The 19674-nt window shown below is 71.9% G+C and carries 18 protein-coding genes; 5 read left to right on the top strand and 13 right to left on the bottom strand.

What is annotated here, in order from left to right; genetic code table 11:
- Window positions 1-511: 511 nt before the first annotated feature.
- From AB0E14_RS29360 to AB0E14_RS29325, 8 genes are all read right to left on the bottom strand, one after another.
- Window positions 512-931 (bottom strand): NUDIX hydrolase, encoded by a 420-nt coding sequence (locus tag AB0E14_RS29360; protein WP_362424680.1) that lies wholly within the window; start codon window positions 929-931, stop codon window positions 512-514.
- Complete coding sequence (locus AB0E14_RS29355; RefSeq protein ID WP_362424677.1) at window positions 928-1974, bottom strand: CHAD domain-containing protein; 1047 nt, start codon at window positions 1972-1974, stop codon at window positions 928-930. Before AB0E14_RS29355 ends, AB0E14_RS29360 begins: the two co-directional genes overlap by 4 nt.
- Complete coding sequence (locus AB0E14_RS29350; RefSeq protein WP_362424674.1) at window positions 1961-4312, bottom strand: RNA degradosome polyphosphate kinase; 2352 nt, start codon at window positions 4310-4312, stop codon at window positions 1961-1963. The genes AB0E14_RS29355 and AB0E14_RS29350 overlap by 14 nt, the downstream gene beginning before the upstream one ends.
- Window positions 4313-4680: 368 nt before the next feature.
- A complete protein-coding gene (locus AB0E14_RS29345; RefSeq protein ID WP_362424671.1) occupies window positions 4681-5610 on the bottom strand; it encodes an ABC transporter permease subunit in 930 nt (309 codons plus the stop codon).
- Window positions 5607-6497 (bottom strand): ABC transporter ATP-binding protein, encoded by an 891-nt coding sequence (locus tag AB0E14_RS29340; protein ID WP_362424667.1) that lies wholly within the window; start codon window positions 6495-6497, stop codon window positions 5607-5609. The genes AB0E14_RS29345 and AB0E14_RS29340 overlap by 4 nt, the downstream gene beginning before the upstream one ends.
- Window positions 6494-6877: a GntR family transcriptional regulator gene (locus AB0E14_RS29335; protein WP_362424664.1), complete on the bottom strand. Its 384-nt coding sequence runs from the start codon at window positions 6875-6877 to the stop codon at window positions 6494-6496. Before AB0E14_RS29335 ends, AB0E14_RS29340 begins: the two co-directional genes overlap by 4 nt.
- Before the next feature lie 109 nt (window positions 6878-6986).
- Window positions 6987-7913 (bottom strand): mycothiol synthase, encoded by a 927-nt coding sequence (gene mshD / locus AB0E14_RS29330; protein ID WP_362424661.1) that lies wholly within the window; start codon window positions 7911-7913, stop codon window positions 6987-6989.
- Window positions 7910-9214 (bottom strand): transposase, encoded by a 1305-nt coding sequence (locus AB0E14_RS29325; protein ID WP_362424658.1) that lies wholly within the window; start codon window positions 9212-9214, stop codon window positions 7910-7912. Before AB0E14_RS29325 ends, mshD begins: the two co-directional genes overlap by 4 nt.
- Window positions 9215-9440: 226 nt before the next feature.
- Here AB0E14_RS29325 and AB0E14_RS29320 point away from each other — a divergent pair, with 226 nt between their 5' ends.
- Complete coding sequence (locus tag AB0E14_RS29320; RefSeq protein WP_362424655.1) at window positions 9441-11264, top strand: bifunctional metallophosphatase/5'-nucleotidase; 1824 nt, start codon at window positions 9441-9443, stop codon at window positions 11262-11264.
- A 104-nt stretch (window positions 11265-11368) separates the two neighbouring features.
- A complete protein-coding gene (locus AB0E14_RS29315) occupies window positions 11369-12220 on the top strand; it encodes a phosphatidylinositol-specific phospholipase C (RefSeq protein ID WP_362424652.1) in 852 nt (283 codons plus the stop codon).
- On the opposite strand, the gene AB0E14_RS29310 is transcribed toward AB0E14_RS29315, so the two are convergent.
- The 5 genes from AB0E14_RS29310 to AB0E14_RS29290 form a co-directional block, all read right to left on the bottom strand.
- Window positions 12185-13603 carry a HAMP domain-containing sensor histidine kinase gene (locus AB0E14_RS29310; RefSeq protein ID WP_362424649.1) on the bottom strand — a complete coding sequence of 473 codons (1419 nt, stop codon included), beginning with the start codon at window positions 13601-13603 and terminating at the stop codon, window positions 12185-12187. The two genes, AB0E14_RS29315 and AB0E14_RS29310, sit on opposite strands and share 36 nt — an antisense overlap.
- Before the next feature lie 8 nt (window positions 13604-13611).
- On the bottom strand, window positions 13612-14340 hold the full coding sequence (locus AB0E14_RS29305; protein ID WP_362424646.1) for a response regulator transcription factor: 729 nt from the start codon (window positions 14338-14340) through the stop codon (window positions 13612-13614).
- Window positions 14341-14360: 20 nt separating this feature from the next.
- Window positions 14361-15413: a trypsin-like peptidase domain-containing protein gene (locus tag AB0E14_RS29300; protein ID WP_362424643.1), complete on the bottom strand. Its 1053-nt coding sequence runs from the start codon at window positions 15411-15413 to the stop codon at window positions 14361-14363.
- A gap of 115 nt (window positions 15414-15528) precedes the next feature.
- Window positions 15529-16557: a LacI family DNA-binding transcriptional regulator gene (locus AB0E14_RS29295; RefSeq protein ID WP_362007758.1), complete on the bottom strand. Its 1029-nt coding sequence runs from the start codon at window positions 16555-16557 to the stop codon at window positions 15529-15531.
- Between the two features lie 24 nt (window positions 16558-16581).
- A complete protein-coding gene (locus tag AB0E14_RS29290; RefSeq protein ID WP_362424640.1) occupies window positions 16582-17379 on the bottom strand; it encodes a response regulator transcription factor in 798 nt (265 codons plus the stop codon).
- 254 nt (window positions 17380-17633) lie between these two features.
- On the opposite strand from AB0E14_RS29290, the gene AB0E14_RS29285 reads away from it, so the two are divergent.
- The 3 genes from AB0E14_RS29285 to AB0E14_RS29275 all read left to right on the top strand — a co-directional run.
- Entirely contained in the window at window positions 17634-18437 is an 804-nt protein-coding gene (locus tag AB0E14_RS29285) for an alpha/beta fold hydrolase (protein WP_362424637.1), read from the top strand.
- Window positions 18438-18482: 45 nt separating this feature from the next.
- A complete protein-coding gene (locus AB0E14_RS29280; RefSeq protein ID WP_315896192.1) occupies window positions 18483-18737 on the top strand; it encodes a MoaD/ThiS family protein in 255 nt (84 codons plus the stop codon).
- Between the two features lie 10 nt (window positions 18738-18747).
- A partial coding sequence (locus tag AB0E14_RS29275; RefSeq protein WP_362424633.1) for a hypothetical protein occupies window positions 18748-19674 on the top strand: 927 nt, incomplete at its 3' end.

Genomic DNA, 19674 nt, shown 5'->3' with positions numbered 1-19674 from the left:
GACGGTTGAGAGTGAACGGAAAGTGAACCGTGCTGTAAGGGCGGGTGCGGTGCCTCTGGGCCGGGCGGGCGGCTGGGGGAGCGCTGGGGGCCGGCTCTCTGCGGATTCCGCGCGGCCCACGTGCCTTTTGGGTGGTACGGCTCGTTGCGATGGTATCGACGGCGCGGTGAGGAGAGGCTGACCCGGCTCCGCACGACGCGGCGCGGGATCGAAACGGCGGTTGTCACGGGGGAGGCATCATGGGGAGACGGCCGGCATCTGCTCGCGCGAGTCGACCGGGCCATCGCGAGTCTGGAGGCGGAGCGCCACGCGTACATGGAGGCGCAGACGGCCGAGAACCTCCTGCGCGGGTGGGCCCCCGAGAAGTGGGCTCGGATGAGTTCGCGTGAGAAGCGTGAGGTGATCTCTCAGGTGCTCGCTTCGGTACTCGTCCTGCCCGTGCCTGCGGGCGTCAGTGACAAGGCGCCCTTTGACCCCGGCCTGCTCAAGCCCTCGTGGCGACCTACCGGGCCTACGCGCCCTTCCGCGCCGTGAGAAAGGCGTCGAGGAGCTCCTTGTCCCGGGTCCGGGTCAGTCGTGCCCGTGCGGCGGTCGGCGAGAGCCAGAGCAGCCGAGTGACTTCCCGGTTCGGTTCGAACCAGCCGCCCGTGGCCTCAGCCGCCCAGTAGCGGACCACCTTGGGGCGGCCTTGGACTTCGTACCGCACGCTGGACAGCTCGATGCCCAGCTCGCACGTCATACCGGTCTCCTCCAGCACCTCTCGTAGGGCACCGGCGCGAGGATCCTCCCCGCGCTTCAGCTTTCCCTTCGGGTGGGACCAATCGCGCCACTTTGGCCGGAAGATCACGGCGATCTGCGTGCCGCCGCCCCCGTAGGGCATGCGCCGCCACAGTACGCATCCCGCCGCGAGGATCGGGTCGGCTGCGGTCATGACAGGCTTGCCGTGGCGTGCTGCCAGGTGCGCTGGAAGGCGAAGCGGGCGGCCTCGACCTCGTGCCGCTGGTCCGCGTGCAGGACGCCCAGGGCGTACGCGGTCGCCGGGGCGATGCGCGGGGTGCGGGCCGCACCGGCCGCCGCCGCGGCCGCCTCGGAGGCGTCGCGGTGCCGGTTCAGGGCCCGGCCGGCCTCGTCGAGGACCGGGTCGGGCGGGGCGTCGCCCTGCAGGACCTCGCAGGCGTACCGGTGCAGGCGGAGCAGCAGGCGGGCCTGGTGCCAGGGCGCGTCCTGGGTCTCGCCGGCCGCGAGGGCGAGCGCGTCGGCGTTGTACGGGTGGGCCGCGCGGGCCAGCGGCAGGCCGCCGACCGCGTCGAGGAGGCGGCGCTCGACCACCGCGGCCGGCGCGTCGAGGACGTCGACCGCCCGGGCCGCCCCCGCGGGGCCCAGTGGTACCTCGGAGGCCAGCAGGGCGACGGCGTCCGCGACCGCGTGGAAGCGGGAGGAGCCGAGCGCCTGGAGCGCGGCGGAGTGGGCGCGCGTACGGGCCAGGGTGAGCTGGCGCTCCAGGAGGGCGCCGGCCCGGGCGGCGCCGACCGTCAGGCCGGAGCTCTCGGCGCCGCGCGCGGCCGGTACGGGCCCTCCGGAACCCTGGCCGGCGCTCGACAGGCGGGACAGCGCGTCCACCAGCCGGACGAGCCGGGCGGTGCAGGCGTGTTCGAGGGCGAGCGTCCCGGAGAGCCAGGCCAGCTCCGTACGGAGCTGGTCGGCCCAGGGGGCGTCGAGGAGCGGCCGGAAGGTGTGCAGCGTGCCGCCGATGCGCCGGGCGGCCGCCCGCAGCGCGCGGGCGGCCTCCTCCGCGCCGGTCGTGTCCGCCCCGGCCTCGGTGTGCAGGCGCAGGGCGCGCAGGAAGTCCCCGGCCCGCGCCTGGAGGTAGGGGGAGAGGACCTCTCCCGCCGAGACGCCCGCGGTGACGCCTGTGACGCTTGTGGCGTCCCTGGTGGTGTCCGCGGTGGCCGCGAGGTGGTCAGGGTTGTGCACGCCGGCGCCTCCGCGCGTCGATGAGCATCTCCTGGACGTGCCGCAGAGGCTGGCCGTCGGGGTCGGTCGCGTGCCGCGTCCAGTTCCCGTCCGGGCCGAGGTGCCAGGAGGAGGTGGTGTCGGACATCCCGGTCTCCAGGAGCCGGGTCAGGGCCGCCCGGTGGGCCGGGTCGGCGACCCGGACCAGGGCCTCGATGCGCCGGTCGAGGTTGCGGTGCATCATGTCGGCGCTGCCGAGCCAGACCTCGGGCTCGCCGCCGTTGCCGAAGGCGAAGATCCGGGAGTGCTCCAGGAAGCGGCCGAGGACCGAGCGGACCCGGATGTTCTCGGAGAGACCGGCGACGCCCGGGCGGAGCGCGCAGATGCCGCGGACCCAGATGTCGACCGGCACGCCCGCCTGCGAGGCCCGGTAGCAGGCGTCGATGATGGCCTCGTCGACCATCGAGTTGACCTTGATCCGGACGTACGCGGGGCGGCCCGCGCGGTGGTGGGCGATCTCCTTGTGGATCCGGGAGACCAGACCGTCGCGCAGCGACTTCGGCGCGGTGAGCAGCCGGCGGTAGGTCTCGCGGCGGGAGTAGCCGGAGAGCCGGTTGAACAGGTCGGAGAGGTCGGCGCCGACCTGCGGGTCGGCGGTGAGCAGACCGAGGTCCTCGTAGAGCCGGGCCGTCTTCGGGTGGTAGTTGCCGGTGCCGACGTGCGAGTAGCGGCGCAGCACGTCGCCCTCCTGGCGGACCACGAGCGACAGCTTGCAGTGCGTCTTCAGCCCGACGAGGCCGTAGACGACGTGGCAGCCGGCCTCCTCCAGCTTCCGCGCCCACTTGATGTTGGCCTGCTCGTCGAAGCGGGCCTTGATCTCGACGAGGACGAGGACCTGCTTGCCGCTCTCGGCGGCGTCGATCAGCGCGTCGACTATCGGCGACTTGCCGGAGGTCCGGTAGAGCGTCTGCTTGATCGCGAGGACGTCCGGGTCGGCCGCCGCCTGCTCCAGGAAGGCCTGGACGGACGTGGAGAAGGAGTCGTACGGGTGGTGCAGCAGCACGTCCCGCTCGCGCAGCGCCATGAAGATGTCGGGCGCGGACGCCGACTCGACCTCGGCCAGGTCGCGGTGGGTGCCGGCCACGAACTTCGGGTACTTCAGCTCCGGCCGGTCCAGGGCGGCGATCCCGAAGAGGCCGGTCAGGTCGAGCGGGCCGGGCAGCGGGTAGACCTCGGCGTCGGAGATCTTCAGCTCGCGGACCAGCAGGTCGAGGACGTACGGGTCGATGGACTCCTCGACCTCCAGGCGGACCGGCGGGCCGAAGCGGCGGCGCAGCAGCTCCTTCTCCAGGGCCTGGAGCAGGTTCTCCGCGTCGTCCTCCTCGACCTCCAGGTCCTCGTTCCTGGTCACCCGGAACATGTGGTGCGCGAGCACCTCCATGCCGGGGAAGAGCTCCTCCAGGTGCGCCGCGATGACGTCCTCCAGCGGGACGTACCGCTCGGGGGAGGCCTCCAGGAAGCGGGAGAGCAGCGGCGGGACCTTGACGCGGGCGAAGTGGCGGTGGCCGCTGACCGGGTTGCGTACGACGACGGCCAGGTTGAGGGAGAGGCCGGAGATGTACGGGAAGGGGTGCGCGGGGTCGACGGCCAGCGGGGTGAGGACCGGGAAGATCTGCTGGCGGAAGAGGGTGAAGAGGCGCGCCTGCTCCTTCTCCGTCAGCTCGGGCCAGCGGATCAGGTGGATGCCCTCGTCGGCCAGGGCGGGGGCGATGTCCTGCTGGTAGCAGGCGGCGTGCCGGGCCATGAGCTCGCGCGAACGGGTCCAGATCAGCTCCAGGACCTCGCGGGGCTGCAGACCTGAGGCGGAGCGGTTGGCGACGCCGGTGGCGATACGGCGCTTGAGACCGGCCACCCGGACCATGAAGAACTCGTCGAGGTTCGACGCGAAAATGGCGAGGAAGTTAGCCCGTTCGAGGAGGGGTGTGCTGGGATCCTCGGCGAGTTCGAGCACCCGCTCGTTGAACGCGAGCCAGCTGCGCTCCCGGTCGAGGAAGCGACCCTGGGGCAGCTCGCCGGAGGAGTCGTCCTCGTAGCCGTCGAGGTCGGCGTCCAGGTCCGGGTCGAGGTCGGCGCCCTGGCCGGGCGAGCCGACCGTGTGCGGGCGGTGAGCGGCTATGGAGCCGACGGTGGGCTGCGCGGGCGCCTCGCCCTTCTTCTCGCCGGTCGCGGGCTTCTTCCCGGACGTCCTGGCGGACGCCTTGGCGTTCTTCCCGGCCGGCGTCGCGGAGGCTGTCGCGGACGTCGGGGCGGAAGGGGTGGCGGACGGCTGGACCGGGACCTCGGCGGGCTGCTTGCTCATGGCCCCATTCTTCCGCGCGAAGGGCTGGTCGGGCGCGTCGGAGCGGGCCGTGGGCGCGGGCAGTCTCCCCTTCGGGAGCGCCTGGGCGGGAGGAGGCACGGCGGGCTTCATTGCGTGAGCGTCGCAAGCGCGTCTGAATGGCCGGTAACGAGGACATGTCGTGCGGGAATCGGGGGTGGGGCCCCTGAAGGGCCCCACCGGCCGATTTTCCGTGGCCTGATTCGTACGGTACGGGTTCGGGCCGCTCCCGTACATGCCGGGCGCGGTGGCCGGGTGCGCCGGCCGAGCGTGCCGGGTGCGCCGGACGAGCGTGCCGGGCGGGGCGGCGACCCGTGCCGGGCGGGCGCTAGCCGTGCCGGGCGGGCCCGCTAGCCGTGCCGGCGGCGCAGGATCCGGAAGGCGGCGAAGAGCGCGAGCGCGGCGAGGGCGAGGCAGACGCCCGTCTCGATGAGCTGGAGAGGCCAGTACTGCGAGACCGGGTGGTAGTCCGCGAAGTGGCTGGTCACGCTGACGTCGCTGCGGCACAGGGCCGGGTTGACGGGCTCGGAGCAGTACCAGCCCTCCAGGCGCTCGCCGGTGGCGGTGAGCAGCCCGGAGTCGCCGGGGGCGGCGCTCTCGGGGATGAGGGCCACGATCCCGTCGCCCGCGGTGAAGTCCGCGGTGGCGGTCCGGACGGGCAGCCACTCCCAGCGGAGACCGTTCAGGGCCAGCAGGACGGCGCCGGTGACGACCCCGGAGGCGGCCATGGCGACGACGGTACGGCGGATCAGCTGGCCGAGCACGGCGCCGATCCCCAGGGCGAGCAGGACGTGGGCGACGAGGACGGGGCCCGAGGCGTCGAAGACGCCCTGGTCGTACCACTGGAAACGGAAGGATCCGGCGACGCCGCCCCAGCCGAGCCGGAACGCGCCGACCAGCACGAGCGTGCCCACGACCGTGACGACACCCGCGACCAGCAGCTTCGACGCCAGCCAGCGGGTCGGTGTGACGGACTGGGTCAGGGCGAGCTTGTACGTCCCCGACTCCAGCTCGCGGGCGATCAGCGGGCCCGCGACGAACACGGCGACGAGGAGGGGGAGGAAGTGGAGCGTGGTGGCGGCCAGGTCCATGGCGGCCCGCAGCGGCCCGTGGCCGGGGTCGTCGAGGCCGACCGAACGGGAGTCCCAGAAACGGACCCAGGCCATGGAGGCGAGCCCCAGCACCACGGCGATGCCCGCGAACCTCAGCGTCCTGCGGTGCTGTCGGACCGTGGCCCAGTACGGGCCCTTCGGCGTGAGGCCGCTCATCAGCGTGCTCATGCGGAGGCTCCTTCGGTGGTCGTCCCGGCGGTCGATCCGGCGGTCGTCCCGGTGGTCTTCGACGCGCGGAGGTGGGCGAGGAGGAGGTCCTCCAGGGTGGGCCGGGTGGTCTCCCACGGGCCCTCGACGCGGCCCTCGCGGCGGACCAGGGCGGTGAGCTGACGGCCCGTCGTGCGGGAGTCGATCACCGTGTGCGGGGCCAGGTCGGCGACCGGGCCGCGCAGCAGCACATGGGCGCCGAGGAGGTCGTCGATCGCGCCGGCGAGCCGGACGCGGCCCTCGGCCACGAACAGCAGGTGGTCGCAGGCGCCCTCCAGTTCGGTGAGGACGTGCGAGGACATGACGACGGTCGTGCCGCGCTCGGCCGCGTCGGCCATCAGGACGCCCATGAGCTCATGGCGGGCCAGCGGGTCGAGATCGGCCATCGGCTCGTCCAGGAGCAGGAGTTCCGGGCGCTTGCCGAGGGCGAGCGCGAGGGCCACCCGGGTGCGCTGTCCGCCGGAGAGGGAGCGGATCTTGGCGCCCGGGTCCAGCGGGCCCGCGGCGACGACGCGGTCCGCGATCGACGCGTCCCAGCGGTCCGGGTTGAGCTCCCGGCCCATCCGCAGCGTCTCGGCGATCGTGAGCTGCGGGTAGAGCGGCTTGTCCTGGGCGACGTACGCGAGCCGCTCGCGGTCGGGGGCCCGGACGGTGCCCTCGGTGGGCCTGAGCAGGCCCGCCGCGAGCGCCAGGAGCGTGGACTTGCCGGCGCCGTTGGGGCCGACGAGCGCGCAGATCCGGCCGGCGGGGAGGGCGAAGGAGCAGTCCTTCAGCGCCCAGCGGCCGCCGCCTCCTCCGCCGTACCGCTTGCCGAGGCCCTCGGTGCTCAGGGCCGTACCACTGGTCATGCGTCCCCCTCGAAGAATTCCTTCAGTACGGAAGTGAAGAGCGCGGACACGTCCTCGCGCTCCAGGCCCTCGGTGCGGGCCCGGCGCGCCCAGTCGGCGAGTTCGCCGCGCAGCGGCGACTCGGCGGGGGCGGCCCCGAGCGTGGCCCGGACGAAGGTGCCCAGGCCCCTGCGCGCCTCGACGAGGCCGGCGCGCTCCAGTTCGCGGTAGGCCTTGAGGACCGTGTTCGGGTTGATGGCCGTCGCCTCGACGACCTCGCGCGCGGTGGGCAGCTGGTCGCCCGGCTCCAAAAGGCCCATGCGCAGGGCCTGTTCGGTCTGCTGGACGATCTGGAGATAGGTGGCGACCCCGCTGCGCCGGTCGATCCGGTACTCGAGCACGTTCCTTCCACCACCCTTTCACTAATCAAGTAGTGAAAGGGTGGTGGAAGGAAGGGGGCGGTGTCAACCGCCCCCTTCCGAAAGCTGGTTCAGGGCTCCGTGCGGTACGTCACGACTCGGTCCGGTACATCAGGTCCACCTCGTGCGTCACGAAGCCGAGCCGCTCGTAGACCGTCACGGCCGCCGTGTTGTCGGCGTCCACGTACAGCATCGCCGTCGGCAGCGCCTGCGCCGCGAGGTGCCGCAGGCCGATCGCGGTCAGCGCCTTGCCGAGGCCGCTGCCCTGGGCGTCGGGCAGGATCCCGACCACGTACACCTCGCCGAGCTGCTCCTCGGCGTGGGTCTTCGTCCAGTGGAAGCCGATCAGCCGGCCCTCCTTCTCCGCCAGGAAGAAGCCCTTCGGGTCGAACCACGGCTCCGCCGTCCGGTCGTCCAGGTCCCGCTGGGTGAGCGAGCCCTGCTCCGGGTGGTGGGCGAAGGCCGCCGCGTTCACGGCCAGCCAGGCCGCGTCGTCCTGACCGGGCACGAAGGTGCGGACCGTGACGCCCTCGGGCAGCACCGGCTCGGGGATGTCGAGCGGGACCAAGGGGCGGCGCAGCTGGCGCAGTTCGCGGAACAGGGTCAGGCCGAGGACCTGCGCCAGGTGCCGGGCCGCCGACTTCCCGCCGTGCGCCCACACCCGCAGCCGCTTGCCCGAGGTGGCGAGCAGCGCGCTGCCGAGCGCCCGCCCGTGCCCGCGGCCCCGGTGCGACGGGTGGACGACGAGCTCGGCGGCCGGGGCCTCCACGGGGTCGGTGTCCTCCAGTTGGGCGTAGCCGTAGAGGTTCGAGCCGACGGTGAGCAGGAAGTGCCGTACACCCTCGCGCCGCCCGTGCCGGAGATAGAGCCGCCCCTGCTCGGACACGGCATGCACGCCGTCCGCACGGTCGGCCGCCTCCAGCAGGTCGAGGACGTCGCTCACCTGCTCGGCCGAGAGCTCGTCGAGAGTGTGGATCTGCCGGCCGGGTTCGAGGGCCGGTGCCGCGTCAGGAGTCATGATGCGAGCCTACGGATTGACTTCCTCCTCGCCTCGAAGGACGAGGATTCCCCATGGGGTTTTCGGCCGGTCGCCCGGCTTACGGGTTCCTGCTTCGCGGACCGGCCGATGCCGAGGTCTCCACAGGCTGACACGACATGTCCTGCCGCGTTACGGAGGTTCTTGGCCGCGTTCACGTCGGCGTGCTCCAGGTGTCCGCAACCTGGGTTCTTGCACCGGAACACCGCTTGGCTCTCGCGGTTGCCTTCCGACATGAACCCGCAGGCGGAACAGCGCTGCGACGTGTACGCGGGGTCCACCTTCACCACGGTCGTGCCCGTGTACCGGGCGGCGCCGGTGAGGGCGAGTTCGAGCCGGTGCCAGCCCTTGTCGAGAATCGCCCGGTTCAGACCCCGTTTCTGCGCGACCCGGCGACCGGGCTCGGTCGGGGTCCCGGCGGCGGAGGCGGTCATACCGCGGATCCGGAGGTCTTCCAGCACCACGAGCGCGTTTCTCTTGACGATCCGGGCGGCTGTCCGGGCGCAGAAATCTCCGCGCCGGTCGGCGACCCGGGTCATGATCGCGTTCATCGCCGTGACGATCTTGGCCCTGTTGGCGCTCCCCGGGGCCGACCGGGAATGACGCTGCTGCAACCGTCGGTACCGCGTCGCCTCGCCTGCGGTGATGAACGGTCGGTCGTAGAAGTCCCCGTCCGAGGTGACGGCGGCTGTCCGCACGCCCCGGTCGATCCCGACCACCGTGCCTGGTGCCGCGTGCCGCTCCGGCGTGACGGCGCCGTCCTCCACGAGGAACGACACGAACCAGCGCCCGGCCTTCCGGCTGACGGTCGCGGAGCGAATCTCGCCGCCAAGAGGGCGGGACCAGCGGAAACGGACCCATCCGAGCTTCGGCAGCTTCACCCGCCCCCACTTGCGCCCCATGCGTTCCACCGCGATCAGGGTCCCGGCTGGGAATCGGAAGGAAGGTGCCCAGCGCGCCTTGGACCTCCATCGCACACGGAAGGTGCCGTGCTCCCGGCACGCCCGGTCCAGGTCACGGAGGGTCTGCTGGAGCGCGTGCGACGGCGCCGCCTTGAGCCACGGATGGTCGTGCTTGGCAGCGGCCAATTCCGCGGCCTGCGGCACGTAATCCATCCACGCCCCGCGCCGTCGATACTCGCGGCGCTGTTCTAGTCCGGTGTTCCACACGGAACGGCAGATATCGGCGAACTCCTGGCACTGTCCGGCCTGTTCAGTTGTCAGCTCAAGTCGGTACTTGCGACCGGAAAGCACTGAAGCGCCCCTTCCAAGCGATGTGTCCACGCTAGTGGGAGCCACTGACAAGGCGGGGGAGTCGGCCGCTTGGCCAAGGGCGTGGCAACCCCTGTTGAAGGAAGGGAGCCGGGGGCGGGCCGTTGTTTCAACCTAGTTGTAACCCGGTACCCCCTGTTGCGCTACGCGCGTTGACTCTAGGCTGCGCTGGCACGATCAGCAGTCGAATGAGCAGTCGAGTGGCGCCGCACGACGGGGCGCGGGGACAAGGGGAGCGATGGCAGCGACAGCGAAGAAGAAGAGGACGGCGGGGCGGATACTCGCCGTCGGCGCGGGGCTCGCCACCGTCGGCGCGCTCGTGGCCGCGCTGCCCGCGGGCGCTTCGGGGACGAAGAGCGACGGCCGTGGGCAGGGCAACGGATACGGCTACGGGCGCTATGTCGACGTCCAGCTGCTCTCCTTCAACGACCTGCACGGGAACCTGGAGCCGCCGACGGGCTCGGCGGGCCGGGTCACTCAGATCCAGCCCGACGGGACGACGAAGACCATCGACGGTGTCGGTGGCGTCGAGTACCTGGCCACGCACCTGCGCGAGGCCCGCAAGGGCAACCCGTACTCGGTGACCGCCGCCGCCGGCGACATGATCGGCGCCTCTCCGCTGGTCTCCGGGCTCTTCCACGACGAGCCGACCATCGAGGCGCTGAACAAGCTGAAGCTCGACGTCAGCTCGGTCGGCAACCACGAGTTCGACGAGGGCGCGCGCGAGCTGGCCCGGATGCAGAACGGCGGCTGCCACCCGACCGCCGGCTGTTTCGAGGAGGGCAAGCGCTTCAAGGGGGCGAACTTCCCGTACCTCGCCGCCAACGTGACCGACGAGAAGACCGGCCGCCCGATCCTGGACCCGTACTTCATCTGGGAGCGCAACGGGGTCAAGGTCGGCTTCATCGGCGTCACCCTGGAGGGCACCGCCGACATCGTCTCCGCCGAGGGCATCAAGGGCCTGAAGTTCGGCGACGAGATCGAGGCGATCAACAAGTACACCAAGGTCCTGGAGCGCAAGGGCGTCAAGTCCATCGTCGCGCTGCTGCACGAGGGCGGCGTGCCGGCCTCGGGCTCGTACAACTACGACTGCGACAGCCCCGGCCCCGGTGACGGCATCTCGGGCCCGATCGTCGACATCGCGAAGAACGTCAGCCCGCAGGTCGACGCCATGGTGACCGGCCACACGCACCAGGCGTACGCGTGCACCATCCCGGACCCGTCCGGCAAGCCGCGCACGGTCACCTCGGCCGCCTCCTTCGGCAAGCTGTACACGGACACGACGCTCACCTACGACCGTCGTACGAAGGACATCGTCCGCACGGCCGTCTCCTCCGCGAACCACGTCGTCACCCGTGACGTCGCCAAGGCCGCGGACATGACCTCGCTGATCGAGCGCTGGAAGACGCTGGCCGCGCCGATCGCGAGCCGTCCCGTCGGCTACATCTCCGGTGACATCGACAACCCCTTCGACGCGCCCGAGAAGCCGCTCGGCAACCTGATCGCCGACGCGCAGCTCGAGGGCCTGGCCCCGGCCGACAAGGGCGGCGCGCAGCTGGCGCTGATGAACCCGGGCGGCGTGCGCGCGCCGCTGGTCCACAAGGCGTCGGCCGGTGAGGGCGACGGCGTGGTGACCTACGGCGAGGCGTACACCGTCCAGCCGTTCACCAACATGATGACCGCGGTCGACCTGACCGGTGCCCAGCTCATCACCGCGCTCCAGCAGCAGGTCAGCGGCCCGAACCAGGCCGCCCCGAAGATCCTGCAGGTGTCGAAGGGCTTCACGTACACCCTGGACCTGACGAAGACCGGCGCCGACCGGATCGTGGTGTCCTCGGTGAAGCTGAACGGCGAGGCGATCGACCCGTCGAAGACCTACCGGGTCGCGATGAACGAGTTCCTGGCCGGTGGCGGTGACGGCTTCGCCGTCCTGAAGGAGCACAAGAACAAGCTGGTCGGCGCCTCCGACCTGGACCTGTTCACCGCCTACCTCGGTGCCCACTCCTCGGCGAGCGCCCCGCTGGCCCCGCCGGCGACGGGCCGGATCACTGTCGTGAAGTAACGTCGCGACGCCCAGGGGCGGTGGATCGTTTCTACGGTCCGCCGCCCCTTTCGCGTCCTCCGCACCCCTGGCGTGGATTGACGCGTACGCGTCATACTCCGCGCATGGACCGACGACGCTTTCTCGCGGGAGCCGCAGCAGCCGGTGCCGTCCTCCTGGTGGGAGCCCCGCCCGCGCGGGCGCTCAGCACCCAGGACTGGATGGCCGGCCACGGCGACCCCACCCCGCTCCAGAAGCTCACCATCCCCGGCACCCACGACTCAGGCGCCCGCTTCGGCGGCCCCTGGGCCGAGTGCCAGAACACCACGATCGCCCAGCAGCTCGCCGCCGGAATCCGCTTCCTCGACATCCGCTGCCGGGTCACCGGCGGCTCCTTCGCCATCCACCACGGCGCCGCCTACCAGAACATGATGTTCGGCGACGTCCTCATCGCCTGCCGCGACTTCCTCGCCGCCCGCCCCTCCGAGACCGTCCTCATGCGGGTCAAGCAGGAGTACTCCTCCGACTCCGACGCCACCTTCGGCGCGATCTTCACCGACTACCTCGACAACCGCGGCTGGCGCTCCCTCTTCCGCATCGGCGACACCGTGCCCACCCTCGGCGAGGCCCGCGGCAAGGTCGTGCTCATCGCCGACAACGGCGGACTTCCCGGCCTGAAGTGGTGGGACGGCGGGGCCATCGCGATCCAGGACGACTGGAACGCCCTGCCGAACGCCAAGTACCCGAAGATCGAGGCCCACTTCCGCAAGGCCGTCGAGCAGCCGGGCAAGCTCTACATCAACTTCGTCTCCACCTCGGCCTCGCTGCCGCCGCGCTGGAACTCCGACAACCTCAACCCGCGCGTCCACGGCTTCCTCGACGGCACGGCGAACGGCTGGAAGGGTCTCGGGATCGTCCCCATGGACTACCCCAACACCCGCTCAGGCCTGATCGAGTCCCTCATCCGCCACAACTGACGGCGGGGGCGTCGGCGCCCCCGGCAGCCGCAGGACCGCCGCCGTGCCGCCGCCCTCCGCCGCCGTCAGCTCCACCGTGCCGCCGGCCTGCTGCACCGTACGGGCCACGATCGACAGGCCGAGCCCCGAGCCGGGCAGGCTGCGGGCCGACGGAGAGCGCCAGAAACGGTCGAAGACATGCGGGAGTTCCTCGGGCGCGATCCCCGGACCGTGGTCGCGGACCGTCAGCTCGCCGCGCATCAGCCGCACCTCGACCGTCGCCCGGGGCGGCGAGAACTTCACCGCGTTGTCCAGGACGTTCACCAGCGCGCGCTCGAGAGCGGCCGGCTCCGCACGGACGTACCAGGGCGCCAGCTCGGTGACGAACGTCAGCTCGGGTCCGCGCAGCCGCGCCCGGTCCAGGGCCGAGCGCAGGATCGTGTGCAGCGGTACGACCTCCAGCGGTCCCGGCTGTGCCGCGTCCGGGCGGGCCAGCTCCTGGAGGTCGCCGATGAGGGCCGCCAGCTCCGTCATCTGCGCCTTCACCGACGCCATCAGCGCCCGCCGGTCCTCCGTCGGCAGGGCGCGGCCGGTCTCCTCGCTGCGGGCGAGCAGTTCGACGTTGGTACGGAGCGAGGTCAGCGGCGTCCGCAGCTCATGGCCCGCGTCCGCGATCAGCTGCGCCTGCCGGTCACGGGAGACCGCGAGCGCGGCCGTCATCGCGTTGAAGGAGCGCGAAAGACGGGCGATCTCGTCCTCGCCCTCGGCCGGGATACGGACCGTGAGGTCCTCCGTCGCGGCCACGTGCTCGACCGCGTCGGTGAGCCGGTTCACCGGTTCGAGCCCGGTCCGCGCCACCCACAGTCCGGCCGCCCCCGCGCCCACGACACCGATCCCGGAGACCAGCAGCAGCACCCAGCGCAGCGTGGCCATCGAGTTGTCGATCTCGGACAGCGGGCGGGCGACCGAGACGCCGACCACGTCCTGGAAGGCGGGCTGCCGGTAGGTGTAGACCCGCATCTCGGTGCCGTCCTCGGCGTTCGCGGTGTGCAGCGAGTCCGGCAACTGTCCGCGCGCCACCGCCAGGTCGCCCGCCTGCACCGGAATCGGCGAGGGACCGTAGGTGCACGCCTTGCCGTTGCTCAGCACGATCTGGACCGTGGCCGTGTAGGAGCCGGTCAGCTGGACCGGCGAGTCGTCACCGCGCGCGCAGGCAAGCGACAGCGCGGTCACCGAACGCTCGTCCACCTTGATGCTGCGCAGCGAGGAGTCCAGCTCGGCCTCCAGCTGCGCCCGCGTCACGAACCAGCACGCCAGCGACACCGCCGCCACGGCCACCGCGACCGCCGTCGCCGTCAGCAGCGCGAGCCGGGACCGCAGGGGCCGCGACCGGAACCACGACACAGGACCACTCACTCAGGACCCCCACCGCGCAGCACGTAGCCCACGCCGCGCACGGTGTGCACGAGGCGCGGTTCGCCGCCCGCTTCCGTCTTCCGCCGCAGATACATCACGTACACGTCGAGCGAGTTCGAGGACGGCTCGAAGTCGAAGCCCCAGACCGCCTTCAGGATCTGCTCGCGGGTCAGCACCTGGCGCGGGTGCGCCAGGAACATCTCCAGGAGCGTGAACTCCGTCCGCGTCAGCTCCACCGTCCGCCCGGCCCGCGTCACCTCGCGGGTCGCCAGGTCCATCCGCAGGTCCCCGAAGCGCAGGCTGTCGTCGCCGTCGGCCGGGGCCCCGGCGGTGCTCGCGTACGAGCTGCGCCGCAGCAGCGCCCGGATCCGGGCGAACAGCTCGTCCAGCTCGAAGGGCTTCACCAGGTAGTCGTCGGCGCCCGCGTCGAGCCCCGTCACCCGGTCGCCGACCGTGTCCCGCGCGGTCAGCATCAGGATCGGCACGGTCGAGCCGGACGCCCGGATCCGCCGCGCCGCCGTCAGCCCGTCCATCCGGGGCATCTGCACGTCGAGCACGACGAGATCGGGGGCGTACGACTCCATGCGGGCGAGCGCGTCGACTCCGTCGACGGCCTCCTGCGTCCCGTACCCCTCGAACGCGAGGCTGCGGCGCAGCGCCTCCCGTACGGCGGGTTCGTCGTCGACGATGAGGATGCGGTCGCCTGCGTTCTCCGGGCCAGTCATGGTGTCAGCGTCGCACGCGTTCAGTTCGAACCGCCGTCGCGGAGGCTGTCGAGGTCGGCCTTGAGAGTGTTCACGGGGATCGCGAATCCGAGCCCGACGCTGCCGGCCGAAGAACCGTTCGAAGAACTCGGCGCATACATGGCCGAATTGATTCCGATGATCTCGCCGTTCATATTGATCAGCGCGCCGCCGGAATTCCCCGGGTTCAGCGAGGCGTCCGTCTGGATCGCCTTGTACGTCGTCTTCGACGAACCGGTGTCGCCGTTGAACTCCTGACCGCCGAACTCGAAGGGCCAGCCCTGCCGCGGGTCGTACTGCGGGCGCTGCTGCTGGTCCTGGCCCTCGTCCTTGGCGACGGTGACATCACGGTCGAGCGCGGAGACGATGCCGCTGGTGACGGTGCCGGTCAGGCCCTCGGGGGAGCCGATCGCCACCACCTCGTCGCCGACCTTCACGTTGTCGGAGTTCCCGAGCGTGGCCGCCTTCAGACCGGACGCTCCCTCCAGCTTGATCAGCGCCAGGTCCTTGTCCGGGTCGGTGCCGACGACCTTCGCCGGGTACGTCTTCCCGTCGGACAGCCGCACGCTGATCTCGGAGGCGCCCGAGATCACATGGTTGTTGGTGACGACCTCGCCGTCGCCGGTGATGATCACGCCGGAGCCGGTCGACTTGCCCGAGGTCGAGCTCGCGGAGATCTCCACGATCGAGGGGGAGACCGCCTCGGCGACTCCGGCGACCGTGCCCTTGCTGCTCGCGGAGACGTTCGTGCCGCTGACGCCGCCCGCGGTGGAGGTGGAGTCCGCGGTCAGCTGCTGCACGAGGGTGGCCGTGCCGCCGCCGACCGCCGCCGCCGCGATGGCGACGGCGGCGATGAGCCCCACGCCTCGCTTGGCCCGCCGGCGCGGGGCCGGGGCGCCGGCGTGGGACGGCGGGGCCGCGGGCGGCACGGGAGGCATGTGACCGCCGGACGGCCAGATCGTCGTACCCGGGTCGGTCGTGACCGGCTGCGTGGGGTCGTACGGAGGACGCGGCGGGTAGTACGGCTGCTGCGGCTGCTGCTGGAAGTCCGTCATGGCTATGACTCTCGGAGCCGAACATGAGAGCACCCTGAGGACGACCTGAGAAGCCCGACAGAACCCTGTATGCCCGATATAAAGGCCCGGGGGAGTGGGGGGCGGGAGGCGCCCGTCAGCCGCCGTCGCAGCCGCAGGAGCGGCGGACCACGAGCGCCGACGGGAACAGCTTGACCCGCTCGCGCTTCGACCCCGCCACGCGCAGCCCGTCGTCGAGGACGAGATCCACCGCCGCCCGGGCCATCGCCGGTCGGTCCGAGGAGATCGTCGTCAGCGGCGGATCCGTCAGCGCCGCCTCCTTGACGTCGTCGAAGCCCGCCACCGCGAGCTCCGTCGGCACGTCGATCCGCAGCTCCCGCGCCGCCCGCAGCACACCGAAGGCCTGGTCGTCCGTGGAGCAGAAGATGGCCGGCGGCCGGTCGGGACCCGACAGCAGCTTCAGCGCGACCTGGTAGGCGTCGTAGCGGTTGTACGGGGCCTGGAAGAGCCGGCCCTCGATCGAGCGGCCGGACTCCAGCATCGCGCGCCGCCAGCCCTCCTCGTGGTCCGCGACCGGGTCGCCGACCGCCGGGGTGTTCGGCACGCCACCGAGACAGGCCACGTACTCGTGCCCGTGCTCCAGGAGGTGGCGGGTGGCGAGCTGCGCGCCGCCGATGTCGTCCGTGACGACCGCCACGTCGTCCAGCGCCTCGGGCCGCTCGTGCAGCAGCACCACGCGCGCGTCCCAGGCCTCGATCTCGCTCGCGGCCCGCTCGCTCATGCCCTGGCTGACCAGGATCAGACCGGAGACCCGCATCCCGAGGAAGGCGCGGAGGTAGTGGACCTCGCGCTCGTCCCGGTAGTCCGAATTGCCGACCAGGACCATCTTGCCGCGCTCGGCGGCGGCCTGTTCGACCGCGTGCGCCATCTCGCCGAAGAACGGCTGGCGCGCGTCCGGGACGATCATGCCTATGAGATCCGTGCGCCGGGACGCCATGGCCTGCGCCACCCGGTCCGGGCGATAGCCCAGCTCCTTGATGGCGGCGAGTACACGCTCGCGCGTGGCCGGGGCGACCGGCCGGGGTCCGTTGTTGATGACGTAGCTCACGACGGCGGTCGAAGTACCCGCCAGTCGCGCCACGTCGTCCCGCGTCACCTTGGCCACGCGCGGCAGTCTACGCGGGGTGACCTACCTACCGGCAGGTCGCGCTGTGGCCTCTGCCACGTTCCTGTCCCCCGAGGGGGTGACATCGCGCGCGGTGGCCTTGACCCGGGCCTCTTCCTTCGCCCGCGCCTCCTCGGCCGCCCGCTCCACCTTCTCGGGCGTGACGAAGCGGTATCCGACGTTACGGACGGTGCCGATCAGCGACTCGTGCTCGGGTCCGAGCTTGGCGCGAAGCCGCCGCACATGGACGTCGACCGTACGGGTGCCACCGAAGTAGTCGTACCCCCAGACCTCCTGGAGGAGCTGGGCGCGGGTGAAGACCCGGCCCGGGTGCTGCGCGAGGTACTTGAGGAGCTCGAACTCCTTGAAGGTCAGGTCCAGGACCCGGCCCTTGAGCTTGGCGCTGTACGTCGCCTCGTCCACCGAGAGATCGCCGTTGCGGATCTCCATCGGGGAATCGTCGGCGACGATCTGCTGCCGCCCCATCGCGAGGCGCAGCCGCGCCTCGACCTCGGCGGGACCCGCGGTGTCGAGCAGCACGTCGTCGATGCCCCAGTCGGCGGTGACGGCCGCGAGGCCGCCCTCCGTGACGACGAGGATCAGCGGACAGCCGGGCCCGGTGGAGCGGAGCAGCTGGCAGAGGCTGCGGACCTGCGGGAGGTCACGCCGGCCGTCGACCAGGATGACGTCCGCCCCGGGGGTGTCCACCAGCGCGGGGCCCTCGGCGGGGGCCACCCGCACGTTGTGCAGCAGCAGGCCGAGGGCGGGAAGCACCTCGGTCGACGGCTGGAGGGCGTTGGTGAGGAGCAGCAGAGAACTCATCGCATCCCACCTGCCTGCGCCGTCGGCCGCGCTGTCGGTCGGGTCGTCGGTCGGTCGTGCTCGGTTCGCTCGTCCATGACGTCGGTTCCTCCTCGGTCCCTGCGAGGACTACTGCGGCACTTGCTCACAGCTGCATCACTGCTGGCTCTCGCGCCCTGAGAGCTTTTGTTCATCCGTCCGTAACAACGGACGGAAAACGCAAAAGGACCCGGGGGCTGCGTCGCCCGGATCCTCTGGCAAGCAGAATAGCCCACATGAGTTCCGAGGCAGAGGGCCGATTTCACATCGTGGATGTCTTCTCGACCACATCCCGATCCCAGCGTGCCACTTTGCTCACCGGGGACGGTGTCCGTATCGAGGCCGTTTACGAACCGTGTACGCGCGGTGTCACCGATACGGCCGTCGTCCTCGCCCACGGGTTCACCGGGTCGGCCGACCGCCCCGCCGTCCGCCGCGCCGCCCGGGCCCTCGCCGAGCACGCGGCCGTCGTCACCTTCTCCTTCCGGGGACACGGCCGATCGGGTGGCCGCTCCACCGTCGGCGACCGGGAGGTCCTCGATCTGGCGGCCGCGGTCCGCTGGGCCCGTGACCTCGGCCACGCGCGCGTGGCGACCGTCGGCTTCTCCATGGGCGGCTCGATCGTCCTGCGCCACGCCGCCCTGGAGCGGGACACCGGCGGGCACACCGACGCCGTCGCCGCCGTCAGCGCGCCCGCCCGCTGGTACTACCGGGGCACGCCCTCGATGCGCCGCGTCCACTGGGTGATCACCCGTCCCGTGGGCCGGCTCGTCGGCCGCTACGGGCTGCGGACCCGCATCGACCACCGCGACTGGGACCCCGTACCGCTGTCCCCGGTCGAGGCGGCCCCGCTGATCGCGCCGACCCCGCTGCTGATCGTGCACGGCGACCGCGACCCGTACTTCCCCGTCGACCACCCGCGGACGCTCGCGGCGGCCGCCGGGTGCGAGCTGTGGCTGGAGCCCGGCATGGGGCACGCGGAGAACGCGGCGGACGAGGAGCTGCTGCGCCGTCTGGGGGACTGGCTCACGCGCGGATAGCCCATCATGGACAGCGGCGCGCACACGAACGAAGGGAGCGCCGCTATGGCAGCGGGAACCATCCGCTACTGGGCCGCGGCCAAGGCCGCCGCCGGTGTCGCCGAGGAGCCGTACACCGCCGAGAACCTGGCCGAGGCACTGGACGCCGCCCGTGCGAAGCACCCGGGCGAGCTGGTCCGCGTACTCCAGCGGTGTTCGTTCCTCATCGACGGTGACCCCGTCGGGACCCGCGCGCATGAGACCGTACGCCTTGCCGAGGGCGGCACGGTCGAGGTGCTCCCGCCGTTCGCAGGAGGGTGAACCGCACAGCATGAGCAGCGATCAGCAGCAGCCGTACGACCCGGGCTCGGGCTACGACCCGTACTACGGGAACCAGCAGTCGTACGGGGAGCAGCAGCCGTACGGGCAGCAGGAGCACGGACAGCGGGAGTACGAGCAGCAGCAGTACGGACAGCAGCACGGGAACGGGCAGCCGTACGGGCAGCAGCAGCCGTACGGGCACCAGGACCCGCACGTCACACAGACGTGGGAGGGCCAGACCTGGGACACGCAGTACCAGCCGGTGGTCCAGCAGCCCGCGCCCGCGCCGCAGCCGTTCTCCGCCGACACCGCGTACCTGCCGCCGCAGGCCGCCGCTCACCCGCTGCCCGAGGAGACGCCGGCGTCGGCACCGGCGGCGGCTGAGGCTCCCGCCGCCCCGGGCACCGCCTCCGCGGGCGGGCCCGACTGGTCCTCGCCCACCACCTCCGGCCACACCCGCCTCACCGACGCCCAGCGCGCGCGGGCCGAGGGCCGGTCGCCGATCATCCCGCCCGGGATCCAGCCGGCCGCGCTCACCGCCGGTCTCGGCGCCCTGCTCGCCGTCGGCGCCGCCCTCGGCCCGTACGGCCTGCTCCTCCCGCTCGTGCTGCTCCAGGCCGTCACCGCGGCCGGCTGGTTCCGGCTCAACGGCATGTGGCCGGCCCGGCAGGGCATCGCCCTCGCCTTCGCAGGCGGCCTGACAGCCGACGTCGTCCTGCTCGCCGCCGGCCGGGAGAACGCGCCCGCCGCGATCATGGGCACCCTCGGCGTGTGGGTGCTGCTCACCCTCGTCCTCCAGCTGCGCAGCCACGCGGACCCCGACGAGCGGATGTACGGCCTGATGGCGACGGTCGCCTCCGCCGCGCTGACGGTCGTCGCCGCGGGCCACCTCGGCGCCGCGCCCGACGCCGTCGTCGTCGGTGGCCTCGCGGTCGCC

This window comes from Streptomyces sp. NPDC047981 (assembly GCF_040653315.1).
GTDB lineage: Bacteria > Actinomycetota > Actinomycetes > Streptomycetales > Streptomycetaceae > Streptomyces.
Note: the sequence above shows the minus strand (reverse complement) of the source record. Positions and strands in the feature narration are given on the sequence as shown.